Origin of the sequence: Acinetobacter sp. GG2 (assembly GCF_000292385.1) — a bacterium.
In the GTDB taxonomy this organism is placed as follows: Bacteria; Pseudomonadota; Gammaproteobacteria; order Pseudomonadales; family Moraxellaceae; genus Acinetobacter; species Acinetobacter seifertii.
The window spans coordinates 1-14,220 of the sequence record NZ_ALOW01000036.1 but is presented as its reverse complement, the minus strand read 5'-3'; the positions used below and the strand labels follow the sequence as shown (position 1 = coordinate 14,220).

Below are 14,220 nucleotides of genomic sequence, written 5' to 3'. Positions count from 1 at the left end.
CACATGAGTATTGTAAAAATTGAAAATGTACGTGTGTTAGACCCAATCCAAAAAACAGACAGCGTACAAACTGTATATATTCAAGACGGTAAGTTGGTTGCACCAGTTGACCAAGTTGAACAAACCATTGATGGGCAAGGCAAATGGTTAATGCCGACTATGGTTGATTTGTGTGCACGTTTGCGTGAACCGGGTCAACAACAACACGGTACACTCAAGTCTGAAGGGAAGGCTGCACGTGCTAATGGTATTTTGCATGTCATTACCCCTCCAGACTCAAAGCCAATTGTTCAGGACAATGGTGCCCTCATTCATGGCTTAGTTGAAAAAGCTTGGCTTGATGGTGGTATCCATATGCATATTATCGGTGCGCAGACTCAAGGCTTAAATGGTAAACAACCAGCAAATATGGCTGGCCTTAAAAAGGGTGGTTGTACTGCTGTTTCAAATGCGAATGCTGCTTTTGAAAATGACGATGTTGTTGTTCGCACGCTTGAGTATGCGGCTGGTCTTGGTTTAACAGTCGTGTTCTATGCTGAAGAATCGCAACTTGCTAAAGACGGATGTGCTCATGAAGGTTTTATCGCATCGCGTCAAGGTTTGCCGATGATTCCTGCAATTGCTGAAACTGTAGCGATTGCAAAATATTTGCTTATGATTGAAGCGACAGGTGTTAAAGCTCACTTTGGTTTGTTGTCTTGCGGTGCGTCGGTTGAGTTAATTCGTGCAGCAAAAGCAAAAGGTTTGCCTGTCACTGCCGATGTAGCAATGCATCAGTTACATTTAACTGAGCAATTAACTGATGGCTTCAACTCGCTAGCCCATGTTCGTCCACCATTACGTTCTGAGCAAGATAAAGAGCTTTTACGCCAAGGTTTAAAACAAGGTGTCATTGATGCAATTTGTACGCATCACGAACCATTAAGCAGTTCAGCGAAAATGGCACCATTTGCTGAAACTCAACCGGGTATTACAGCATTCGATACTTATGTAGCCCTAGGCATTCAACTTATTAATGAAGGCTTATTTGAGCCGCTTGAATGGGTTACCAAAGTGACAAGTGCTCCTGCACAGGTAGCAAACATGACTAAGCGTTGGCAAGCCGAAGCAGGGTGGGTGTTGGTCGATCCTGAATTAAGCTGGACGTTAACTAAAGACACTATCTTGTCTCAAGGGAAAAATACGCCATTATTGGGTCAAAGCCTTACTGGTAAAGTACTACAAACTTTTGCTGTGTAGTTTCCGACGGCTAAAAACTTATTCAAAATATAAACAGGCAGATCTTTGTGATCTGCCTGTTTTGTAAATACTAGATGGAAAATTGTATATAAATTATTTAAAAAACAACAAAAGATTTCAAGCGCATTAGAATAAAAAACTATCAGCAAACAGAAGTATTTGAATAACCAAAAAATTGCTGGTTACGACGTATAAGATTCGGGAGAATAAACAATGTCGATAAACCCTATAGAACTGCTTAAAGAAAAAGTATCTTCAACAATATTAGATAATCAGGATGGATTCCTAGGCGAAAAAACTAACGCGCTTTCTAAGTTTTATCCAATTTTACTTTCATTATTAGCTGCTAAACCTGATCTTATTGGACAATTAAAAAATAGTTTAGCCCCCTCATTATCCGATCTTTTTTCTCATAATGATCAAATTAAAAATACTGTACTGACTCATTTAAGCGGTACTGCGCCATCTGCCGAAATTGAAAGTACACTCAATAGTGCGATCAAACCTAGTCTCAATACAATTTCTGAAGTTGCCGGAAGTGATCAACAAAGTATTGTGAACTATTTACGTCAACATGCAGAAACGATTCGTTCATATTTACCAGGATGGGCAGTTGGACTATTGGCACCATTAGGTCTGGGTGCAGGTTTATCATCAGTAACGACATCAACTGCACCACCGCTTGCCGCGGCAACCGAAACAACAGGGAAATCTCGCGGAATTTTACCGATTATTGCACTGATTATTCTTGGTTTATTAATCGCTTGGTTGTGGCGCTCTTGCCAACATAAAGAAGCTACACCTGTACCTGAGACTTCACCTGCAAGTGGTGTGGCAACCGCAGCAGCTGCACCTGCTACTTTAACTTTAAGTACAGACGACAAAGGCGCTGTGAGTCAATGTCAGGCAGGTATTGGTGATCAGGGCTTCTTGGCGACCTTACAAACTCAAGTTAAAAAAGTTCTTTCAGCCTCTAAAGACTGTAACGTCGATACGAGTCAAACTTATGCCGCTACATTTACCGATAAAGATGCATTAGCAGGTGTACTTGGTGCATTAAAAGGTGTTCCAAATGCATCTTTAGAATGGGTAGGTGACAAAATTACATTGAAAGCAGGTGATGCCGCAGCTTTAGAGGCTTTAACTGCCAAGGTAAAAGCGTTGGTGCCACATACTGAGGTTGTTGGTACAGCACCTGCAACGGCTGAGCAATCTGTGAGTAATAGTTTAACGGCTTCGCAAACAGCGTTAGGTTCAATTGATCCGAACAATGTAGACGTAAATGCTTTAGTTAAAGCTCTTAACTTGCAAATCATTAACTTCGCGAGTGGTTCAAGTGAAATTCCAGCAGACAACAAAGCCATTCTTGATCAAGCTGCAACACTGTTAAATAAAGTGACTAGCGTGAAATTAAACGTAGGTGGTCATACTGACTCAACAGGTAATGCTACTGCCAATAAAGCACTTTCTCAACGCCGTGCTCAAGCTGTAGTAGATTACTTAGTTTCTAAAGGAGTAGATGCTTCTAAGCTTGTTGCTCAAGGTCATGGTTCAGAAAACCCTGTTGCTGACAACAAGACTGAAGAAGGTCGCTTTAAAAACCGTCGTATCGAGTTTTCAGTAGCCCAATAATCAATAGATTCATAAGAAATCTTGATTTTACTGGATTCTGATTTGAAAAAAGCTTCTCATTTTGAGAAGCTTTTTTATAGAGATCAATATTGTTGAGTTGACATGAAAATCAGTTTGTTAGGAAGTGGGCGTGTTTCTTTTCATTTGGCAAAGGCACTTTTGGCTAAGGGGCATCACATTGCCCAAGTCTATGCGCGTGATTTTGAGAAAACCCTGAAGTTTGCAGAAAAAATTCAAGCAAAAGCATGTCAGTCTCTTCAAGAGTTTCAAGCAACTGATTTAATTATTTTGGCAGTTTCAGACAGCGCTATTGCTGAACTTGTAATGCAGGTACATGAGATATTCCCAGAAACGCTTATGGTTCATACATCGGGGAGTACCAATATTGAAGTTATCAGTAATATTCATGAAAAAGCAGGGGTGTTTTATCCTTTACAAACATTCAGTCTGGAAAGAGACGTTGATTGGCAAGCCACGCCATTATTTGTAGAGGCGACCAATAAAGCCGATTTAGCCATGCTTTCTGATTTAGCAAATAGCCTAAGTAATCGAGTATATCAATACACCTCAAAGCAGCGTTTAACTTTACATTTGGCAGCTGTATTTGCTTGTAATTTTACTAATTACTGTTTTGATATGGCTGAACAGATTGTGGATGCAGAACAAGTCGACTTTAGCTTGCTCTACCCATTAATGGTGGAAACAGCAAAAAAAGCCACTGAAAACGATCCGAAACAAATGCAAACTGGGCCTGCGGTAAGGGGAGATCAAAATATCTTGGCAATGCATGAGAGTCTATTAACTCAAGCAAATAGGGATGACTTAAAACAGGTCTATCAACTTTTAAGTGATGGCATCGTGAAGCGCCATCACTCGGACTAAAACTGATTTTAAAATTAAGGTTCGCCGTTATTGCCCCATTTTAAGAAGCCAGCACGCTGATTTAATAGTTCAAAATATTGGTCGACATGTTTAAGTGTTGGATGGTCAAAAGGAATGGCTTTCCAGCGCTGTACAGATAGACCAATTGGAATATCGGCTAAGGTAAACTCAGTTCCTGCAACATAGGCTTGAGTTTTTGCAAGCTGTTGGTCAAGAATCTGCATATGGTGATTCCAATTATCAATACCTTTTTTTAATAAATCTGGATCTTGATGATTTGGTGAATGTCTAAGCAAAGACATAATCGTATAAGTCCAACTATTATTTAGCTCGATCGCTTGCCAATCAAGCCACTGGTCAACAAAGAATCTTTCTTTCGCTTGAGTAGGGTAAAGCTTATGGTCTTTATCGTAAGCATTGGCGAGATAACGGATAATACTGTTAGACTGCCACAGTACTAAATCGCCATCTAAAACAACAGGAATTTGACCATTTGGGTTTAATTGCAAATATTCTGGTGATTGTGCAGAGCGAAAGCCTCGACCCCAGTCTTCTCTTTCATATTCAAGATTTAATTCTTCACATAGCCATAAGACTTTGCGAACGTTAATTGAGTTATCGCGTCCTAAAATTTTTAACATATTGTTTTCTGACTTTTCGTGAGTTTAAGTAAATTGAATGTAATACAGATTCTTTAATTTTTTAAGATTTAATAATAAAAAAGATAGCAGAACAAATACTAGCTATAAGAGCATAATTTTTTTGATATTTATTATTCTGTTTTGGGGAAAAATACAGACAGTTTTGTATAGTTGGTGTTAAAATAATGTATTGAAAATGAAAATATAAATTCTGAATGTATCTTAATTTTACAATTGATGATCAAGACAAGATCATAGGGGAAGGCGTAATACAGGTAGGTTGGTTTCTGGTAGATGATAAGTCTGCATTACTTTATGAACCACCTTATCGAATGCGTTCAAAATCTGAAACCAAGCATGCTAAGTCAGCGAGTCGTTGTCCTGCAGTATTACAACTTGAAAGTCGCTACTTCGTGGTGAATTGTCCTTTTGATTTTCATTTAAGATTCGCCCGAGATGCAAACGGAAAACCGACTTTAGTTAATGTATTAGGCGACCAGTCACCTGTTCGAGCCAATAAATTACGCGAGTTGCTAACGTTGGTAAATGAAAATGAATGGCGGACACCCCAAGTGCCAATTCTTCAGCTTAAATTGCCTTACTGTTTTATAGCCGATGAAGTCGTGTATTTAACTCAACTCGATGCATTTGCACATTATCGTAAAAAACCTTTACCTGGAACTATTTTTGGTGGACGTTTCCCAATTCATATTTGGCCTAGACCATTAATGTGGGCGTTTGAATGGCACGATACATCAAAGGATTTAATATTAAAACGTGGTGACCCTTTATTTTACTGCCAGTTTGATGGTTTTGATCCATCAAGAACGGTTAAGTTAATTCAAGCAGAAAAAACTCCTGAGCTTATGCATTATATTGAACAAATATCTGGTGTTGTAAATTATATGAATCAGACATTTAGTTTGTTTAATGAAGTAGAGAAAATAAGGCCAATTAGACTACTTGAAAATAAAAGAGGTTGCAAGTGAAGAAATATAAAATATTTTTTTTAGCTGTTTTTGTGTTTTTTTTGATATTTAAATTTTCAAATAATAAATATCAAAAATATATAATTAATAAAAATGAAGAAAAAGGATTTTGTACAAGTGAGAATAAATATCTTACGGATGAAGAAAAGTTAATAAATTTAAAAGCAGATTTTTTGGCTATACAAATGGAACATTGGATTAGAGAGGGTCGTGAAGGATTTAATGTGTATGATAATGCAATGTATATTTCTAAATTTAATTTTAATAATAGGGAAAAAATTATTGAAGTGATAAGTACTTCAAAAATAGATAAAAAATTTGAAGAGAATATGGATGTTGTAGCAGTAGCAACAATGCAGGATTATTACAATAATAAAAATTGTAAGAAAGATAAAAGTAGATGCAAAGATTTAAGTGAAAATAAGAATAATTTAAAAAGTTTGTGGACGAAAGATAATCGGATGAATATTGATTATGTAAAAAACTTGCCAATGAACTATTCTGTAATAACTTCTGGTGGAACAATTTTTCCACTTTCAAGTTTAAAAAAAATAAGTAATGGTAATTATAGTATAGAAGCATATTCATTTAACAAGCTTTGTTGTGATAATAAAGAAATTTCAAAAGAAATTAAAGCAATAGATTTAAAAATAGTAGGAAATTGGAAAAGAATGAAGGGAGGTGAAAAATTATATAGCACAAAAGAACCTAAGTTGAATTTAAAACAAATTAATGGTGAAGATATTGATGCTGTTTATATTATGAAGTTATATGAAAATTTAGCACTCAATGAGCCAGAACAAATCCAAAGATATGGGGTACGTATGAGTGTGGCTTCTCTAAGAAAAGATATATATCCATTTGTGAGGAGAATATTGGTAACTGCATGTGGCACTATTTCAGAAGAAGAGCAAGTATTTAACTCTAGTGAAACTCAAAGTGGTGAAGATATCTCATTAAGAAAAAGAAATAAACTATATTAATTTAAAATTTATTTTTTTAAATAGTATATTGATAATATTGATTTTATAAAATATATAGATGATTTGTTTTACTTTTAGGTTAATTTTTTAATTCAAATATTTTTTATACTAGGGGTGTTGAAGTGATCTTTTGAATTTTTTTAATTTTTTAAGCAATGTTTTTAAAATATGATTATTTTTAGTTAAGGGGTGTGTGTGAGTTCAATTATTAATATGTTTGAAATGATCAGTTATTATTTATATGGGCAGCGGGAAAAACCAGAAAATTTACTTGATGATAAAATTATTTCTTCTGATCGTGATAACTTGGCAACTAAAGTCCATATAAATTCAATAGAATTTATGGCCACTGGAGCTGGACGTTATGTAGGTTTGGGCAATGTTACAGCAGTAAGAAAATTTTTAGCTGGTGAGTATGCTGATAAACTAATAGTTGGAAAAGTTTATTATACAAGTGAACTTTTTGATGCGCTTGGTTATAAAGATTATCCTAATAATGGAAAAACTCAGCTTAGTGTTTTAAATTATGGTCTTGATACAAATAGTAATGATTATGTTGATAGATCTTACGTGTTCGGTTCAATGTCCTTTACTATTAATCCAGATGCACAGTTTATTGTTGGAAAAGATGGATCTTTTCAAATTAAAAATATTTCGATAATTCCTATAGATGATAACTTTGATTATACATCTGGTAACGGTGTCGCTCAATTAACGAACTTACTTACAAAAGGTGCGATTGATCCCTATCATATAGGAAAGACTGTAAATATAATATTTGATGATAAAAACAAATTGCAGAAAATTGATCTTGATAAAAGTGATTTACCATCTCTAATAAAACAAGAAAATTATTTGCAAGGTTTAATTACGGAAGCTAAAGATTATTCATCATCTTTACCTAATAATATACCTATTCCAGATGCTGGAAAGCTTTTAGAAGCATTAGAAACTTTAATTAAAAATGATATTATTAGTTATGTAGATAATTCTGGACGTGCAATCATTTACGGCTCAAGTAAACAAGATAATTTGGGTGATGGAGAGTTAACGAATTTAGTTTTACAAAAATCAATTCTATTGAGTATAGCCAATTTACCCTCTTCATTAAATTTAAATGAAAAATTAATTAACCTTATAAATTTGGCGAAGAGTTTATTAACTCAAAAAGGTATTTCTATTGTTTCTGGTGATGGGGATGATTCGCTTACTGGAACAAAATATTCTGATGCCTTATATGGTGGGAGCGATGATGATTCGTTAAATGGTGCTGAAGACAATGACTACCTGAATGGTGGAGTGGGGAATGATATTTTAGATGGTGGAGAGGGTGATGATAATTTAGTCGATGAAAAAGGTAATGATACCTATATTTTTAATGGAAATTTTGGAAAAGATTCTATTTATGATCTAGATGGGAATGGTCAGATAAAAATAGATGATATAGCTCTTAGTGTAGGTGAAAAAGTTAATAATAAAATATGGAAAAGTGCTGATGGGAAATTCTCAATCGTTTTAGTTGAAGACTTTGATGGTGTAGTTACTACACAAAAAGTTGTAATTAGTGACGAAAATGAAATTAATAAAATTACAGTAAGACATTTTAATAATGGGGCATTAGGGCTCTCCTTCGGGGATATAGAGGATAACACTACTCCTCCATCTGAAACTTCAATTTATTCCTTTGGTACAGAAGGTAATAATATTATTTTTGATGAACGTTATATAGCTAGCTTTGGAGGAAATGACTTTATTCATTCTACTAATGAAAATGCTGTCATTATTGCCGGTGATGGTAATGATTTAATTTCTACAGGTAAAGGAAACGATACTATTTATGCAGGAGTGACTAATTCAAACCAAGATAATAATATTATATTTTCTGGTGAGGGGCTAGATAAAGTTTATGGCGGAAGTGGTAATGATATTATTATGTCTTCAAATAGACTAGATGCTTTAAAAGAATCATTATTGAATCAAATTGGAAGTGCAGATGTAGGTAGTACGGATTTTACTAAAGAATATAATGTCTTAAACTTTAATTTTGAAATGGATTTAGATGAGACTAATAGATTTTCATATTATATAAAAAATGACTTATCGCAAATTACAGAACAAATTCTTCCTATTTTTGATATTTATTATACAGGACAAAAGGGTAAGTACTATTTTTATAATCTTGTAGAAGCTTTAAATTATGGCCATGGATATGCAGGAAGTGATATTGCTTATGGTGGTCAAGGAAATGACATTATCTTGGGGTCATCTGATAAAGATTTTTTATATGGTGGGGAAGGAGATGATGCTATTTATGGAATGGATGGTGGTGATTATCTATATGGAGGAGAGAATAACGATATCGTATATGGCGGGGATGGGAGTGATGATCTTACTGGTGGCAATGGAAATGATAGTCTTGTTGGTGGACTTGAACGAGATATCATCTATGGCGGTGAAGGTGATGACAACATTCAAGCTGATTTAGAGAATTTGAGAGATATATCTGCTCCACCAATTGAATCTACTAATTATAACCGTTTTGGTAATGACTTGGTTTATGGGGGTGTGGGAAACGATAAGATCTGGGGAAATCTAGGTAATGATGAAATTTTTGGTGATGAAGGTGATGATGAAATTTCGGGAGATCATCTAACCTTAGATGGGCAATATCATGGAGATGACAAGTTATTTGGAGGGAATGGGGATGATAAACTATGGGGTGATGGCGGGAAAGATATAATCGAAGGTGGGAAAGGGAATGATAAAATTTCAGGAGATAATATTTCATTAGATGGTAGATACCATAATGAAGACATTCTATATGGTGGAGATGGTGAAGATGCGATTTGGGGAGATGGAAGTTCAGATACTATTTATGGAGGAGATGGAGATGATGAAATTGCAGGAGATGATTCTGGTTTAGATGGGCAATATCATGGTGGTGATAAAATTTATGGAGGCGATGGAAAGGATAAGATTTGGGGGCAAGGTGATGAAGATTATATTTATGGAGGAGATGGAGATGATGTAATTGCAGGAGATGAGTCTAGTTTAGATGGACAGTATCATGGTGACGATAAGATTTATGGAGGTAATGATAATGATGAGATCAATGGGGATGGTGGTAATGATCAAATCTATGGAGATGACGGTAATGATAGAATCTCAGGAGATAATTCAGCTTTAGATCATCAATATCATGGAAACGATCAAATCTATGGAGGTTTAGGAGATGATCTTTTATGGGGAAATGGGGGGGCAGATACTATTTATGGCGGAGTTGGTAGTGATTATATAGAAGGAGATAATAGTCAGTTAGATGCTCAATATCATGGTGATGATACACTTTATGGTGATGTTGGGAATGATAATATTCGTGGTGATGGTGGTTCGGATATTTTATATGGAGGTGATGGAGATGATTATCTGGTAGGTGATGGTACTAATAATCATACATTCGATGGTAATGATCAACTTTATGGTGGTAATGGAAAAGATAGTTTATCTGGTTTTGATGGTAATGATATTTTAGATGGCGGAGCTGGAGATGATATCATTTTTGGTGGAAAAGGTGATGACACTTTTATAAGTAATCAAGGGAATGATCAATTATCTGGAGGTGAGGGAAATGATACATACCATATTCAAGTAAGAGATTCGGAAGTTAAAATTTTAGATAGTTCTGGAGAAAACCACTTTTATTTAGAAGGAAATTTTAATCTTTCAAATATAAATATCTATCATTATAAGAATGCGGTTAGTCTTATTAGTCCAACAACAAGTCAAGATCCTGATGCTGTTTTACCCCAGTTTAAATTAACTTTTTTTGATGATAGTAAAACTCAACCAACAATTGATGGGGGAATTATCACAGATGAATATGAAAACAACGTTACGGGCGGTTACAATCAATATCTTCATTTTAGTCGCAATGAATATAATGTAAATACAAATTTAAATAATACTATTCAGAATGACTATGTGATTCATATCGATACCTATTTAAAAGAACGTGAAGGACTAAGTTATAAAGTTTTGAATGGGTCTTGGCATGGTGTTCAAGGATTATATTTAATTTTTACTAATAGTTATATTAAAGATGATAATTTAATTTATCAAAATTCTGATTTAAGTGACATTGTTGATATTCAACAGATTAGAAATAATGTTATTTCATATGGACAATATCAGGCCAATGAATATCACTTGTTGGGTGGTAATGACCAAACAACAGGCTCTGAGAGTGAGGATATTGTTTATGGTGGGATTGGCGATGACACTATCAAAGGTCTTGGTGGTTCAGATCAGCTCTTTGGCGATGAAGGGAATGATAGGTTAGAGGGGGATACTGGCAATGACTTTATTAGTGGTGGCACAGGTAATGATCAGCTTTTTGGTGGTGAAGGTGATGATCAGTTAGAAGGTGGCGATGGAAATGACATTATTGAAGGTGGTGATGGCAATGATATTATTAAAGGAGGTATTGGTAGTAATCAGCTTTTCGGTGGTGCAGGTGAAGATCATTTAGAAGGTGGGGATGATGATGACCATTTAGAAGCTGGCGACGGAAATGACATTATCGAGGGCGGCACTGGCAATGATCAACTTTTTGGAGATATTGGTAGAGACGTGCTTTACGGTGGAGATGGTGATGATAAATTATACGGCGGAGATGATAATGATATTTTAAGTGGAGGAAAAGGTAATAATATTTTAGAAGGAGGAAATGGGGAGGATATTTATTTATTTGATATATTTAGTCAACAGAATACTATCTATGATGGGGATGATAGTATATTAAAGTTTAATGGAATAACTTCAAAAGATGTAATAATTGAAGTGGTGAAAGATGATTTAAATATTCATTATAATGAAAGTTCATTAGTTACAATTTCTAATTTTATATTGAAAGGGAATATCAAGGAAATTCAGTTTGAGGACTTGACTCTAACAAAAGATAAGTTGAATGAGTCAATAAGAATAACAAAACTAGGAGATAGTGGTGACAATTACTTGGGTGGTTCTGCTGAGTTTAATAATATTATATATGGTGGTGATGGTAATGATAATTTATCTGGTGGAAAATTATTAAATTATCTTTATGGGGGAAGTGGTAATGATTTATTTCAAGTAAATTATTCATACTCTCAATCAGAATTTAATTTATTTGGTGGGTTGGGTTATGATTCATACAATTTAAAATTAGGTACAAAAACTTGGATTGAGGATGAAGACTATCTTGGGGTTGTAAATGTTGATTCACAAATCTATTTTACATTAGTAGGTAATGTTTTTATTCGCTCACCAAATAGCAGTTCTGCTGAATTAATATCTCAAAATAATGGACATACAGAATATAAATACACATTGAATAATAGGCCATTACTTCAAGCAACTTATGATTATCATTCTAAAACATTTACTCTCATGAAGGATGATTTGTTTGTTTTTGGGTTGAAAAATATAAACGCAGCTAGTGATTTAAGTTTATATAAAAATATGAATATTAGAATCGATGGTGAGGATGTTTATCATACTAATGCCACTTATAGTCATTATCTAGCTACTGAATTTAAACTAACAGATTTTATTTCATCTATTGGCGATGTGAAATCTATTTATGATGATAGCGATAATGTAATTGATGGTTTTGGAAATTTAAATAATTTAATTTATGCAGGAAATGGCAAAAATATTATTTTAACTAAAAGTGGGAATGATACCATTTATTCAGGAAGTGGAGCAGACACAATAGATGTTGGTAGTGGAAATAATAAAGTTGAAAGTGGTGATGGTGATGACCAAATAACTATAGGTCAAGGGAAGAATTATATAACAGCAGGTGCTGGAAATGATATTATTCTAGGTGGAAAAGGTGAAGTATATGGGGGCGAAGGTAATGATTATATATCTATAGAAAGTGGTGATGTTTATGGCGGTAATGGTGATGATATTCTTTTTGCTGGAAAATCAGGTGTTTATTTAGATGGTGGTGATGGAGCAGATCATCTGATAGGAGGGTTAGGTGATGATATCTTTGTTGTGGATGAACAAGATACTTACGAAGAAAATGATCCAAATGGTGGTTACGATACAATTTATATTGCTAAAAATTTTGATCTTGCATTAAATAATTTTGAGGCTGTTACATTATTGGGTAACCAGAATATTAATGCCTATGGAGATGAATTTGATAATAAATTAATTGGTAATAGTGGTAATAACTATATTGACGGTCGTGCAGGCAGTGACTATATGCAAGGGGGTATGGGTAATGACTATTATGTTGTTGATACAACCGAAACTATCGAAACTGATGAGAATGGTAATACTTACATTATAGAGGGTGACCAAGTTGTTGAAGATGTTGATGGGGGAATAGATACCCTAGAACGTTGGGAAGATGCACGCTTTATTGGTCAAGATGAAAATGGAAATCCAGTTTTAACAGATAGTTATAAAATATTAGAAAATAACATCGAAAATCTTATTTTAAAAGGTAATGCTAAAACAGGATTTGGTAATGATCTTGATAATATCATTGTTGGAAATGAGCAAGATAATTATATTGATGGTTTAGCCGGAAATGATACTTATATTTTTAGCCGAGGTGGTGGTACAGATACCTACAGCTTTGAAGATAATATTGATGCTGTAAATATATTAAAAATTCAAGGTTATTCAGCTAATGATGTATCTGCTCAAAAATATGGCGATAGCGTATATCTTAGTTTTAAAGGTACAAATGATCATATTTGGCTTTCTAATTATTATATTGCAGATACCGAAAATACCACCTATAAGATGGATCAGATTAATTTTGATTCTGGAGTGATTTGGGGTGTTGATGATATTAACACATTAGTTAATAGAGCCTTAACAAACCATGCACCAACTGTTAATGCAGCTATACCATTAATTACAAGTAATCAGGGAACTGAATTTAGCTATAAATTTGCTAATAATATTATTGTTGATCAGGATAGCTGGGATTCTTTGAGTTATAAAATTACTTTAACGACTAAAGATAGTAGTGGACAATACCAATCTATTCCATCATGGTTAAGTTTTGATACTGCAACACAAACTTTATCTGGTACTCCTCCTACTAATGTGACTGGCAACTTATCGTTCTTTTATTGGGGAACAGATATGTATGGTTATAGTACCGCCACCTCATTTAATTTAAAAGTTAGTCTACCGAACCAAGCTCCAACATTGTTAAATGCAATTGCAGATCAAAGCGTGACGGATGCTAAAGCATTTAGCTATACCGTTCCTGTAACAACATTCAAAGACCCTGATGGTGATACATTAACGTATTCGGCTACCTTAGAAGATGGCTCTCCATTACCATCTTGGCTTAGTTTCAACCCAACTACGAGAGTGTTGAGTGGCACTTCACCTGATAACACAATGCCGCTAAATATTAAAATTACAGTCAAAGATATTGCTAACCAATCAGTTTCTGATGTGTTTAAGCTAACATTTGTTGTTCAAAATCAAACAATAAATGGAACAAGCAATGCTGATACGTTATATGGGGCTTCAGGAAATGACACACTAACAGGTCAAGCAGGTAATGATATTCTTTATGGGCAAGCAGGTAATGACACTTTAAATGGTGGTACTGGTAACGACACAATGTACGGTGGAAAAGGTGATGACACTTATATTGTGGATAGTACTGCTGATGTTATTAGTGAAAGTGTGAATGAAGGAACTGATACTGTCCAAAGTAGTGTTACTTACACATTAGTAAATAATGTGGAAAATTTAACCTTAACAGGCACTACAGCAATTAATGGTACAGGTAATGCACTCAATAATGTGATTGTTGGTAATAGTGCAATT

At 34.5% G+C, this 14,220-nt stretch carries 7 protein-coding genes; 6 read left to right on the top strand and 1 reads right to left on the bottom strand.

Going from position 1 to position 14,220, the window contains the following annotated elements:
• The first annotated feature begins 3 nt into the window (after nt 1-3).
• From B554_RS0111415 to B554_RS0111405, 3 genes are all read left to right on the top strand, one after another.
• Nucleotides 4-1,239, top strand: coding sequence for a dihydroorotase (locus B554_RS0111415; RefSeq protein WP_019458142.1), 1,236 nt, complete (start codon nt 4-6; stop codon nt 1,237-1,239).
• Nucleotides 1,240-1,452: 213 nt separating this feature from the next.
• The gene (locus tag B554_RS0111410) at nt 1,453-2,871 is read left to right on the top strand and encodes an OmpA family protein (protein ID WP_019458141.1); all 1,419 of its coding nucleotides are present in this window, start codon (nt 1,453-1,455) and stop codon (nt 2,869-2,871) included.
• A gap of 102 nt (nt 2,872-2,973) precedes the next feature.
• Nucleotides 2,974-3,753, top strand: coding sequence for a Rossmann-like and DUF2520 domain-containing protein (locus tag B554_RS0111405; RefSeq protein WP_019458140.1), 780 nt, complete (start codon nt 2,974-2,976; stop codon nt 3,751-3,753).
• Between the two features lie 14 nt (nt 3,754-3,767).
• Here B554_RS0111405 and B554_RS0111400 read toward each other — a convergent pair whose 3' ends face one another.
• Complete coding sequence (locus B554_RS0111400) at nt 3,768-4,394, bottom strand: glutathione S-transferase family protein (protein WP_019458139.1); 627 nt, start codon at nt 4,392-4,394, stop codon at nt 3,768-3,770.
• A gap of 215 nt (nt 4,395-4,609) precedes the next feature.
• Between B554_RS0111400 and B554_RS0111395 the strand changes: the two genes are divergently transcribed.
• The 3 genes from B554_RS0111395 to B554_RS0111385 all read left to right on the top strand — a co-directional run.
• Nucleotides 4,610-5,383, top strand: a complete 774-nt coding sequence (locus tag B554_RS0111395; RefSeq protein ID WP_019458138.1) for a hypothetical protein — start codon at nt 4,610-4,612, stop codon at nt 5,381-5,383.
• On the top strand, nt 5,380-6,366 hold the full coding sequence (locus B554_RS0111390) for a hypothetical protein (protein WP_019458137.1): 987 nt from the start codon (nt 5,380-5,382) through the stop codon (nt 6,364-6,366). Before B554_RS0111395 ends, B554_RS0111390 begins: the two co-directional genes overlap by 4 nt.
• 195 nt (nt 6,367-6,561) lie before the next feature.
• Nucleotides 6,562-14,220, top strand: a 7,659-nt coding sequence (locus B554_RS0111385) for a putative Ig domain-containing protein (RefSeq protein WP_025465192.1), incomplete at its 3' end; no start/stop codon positions are given.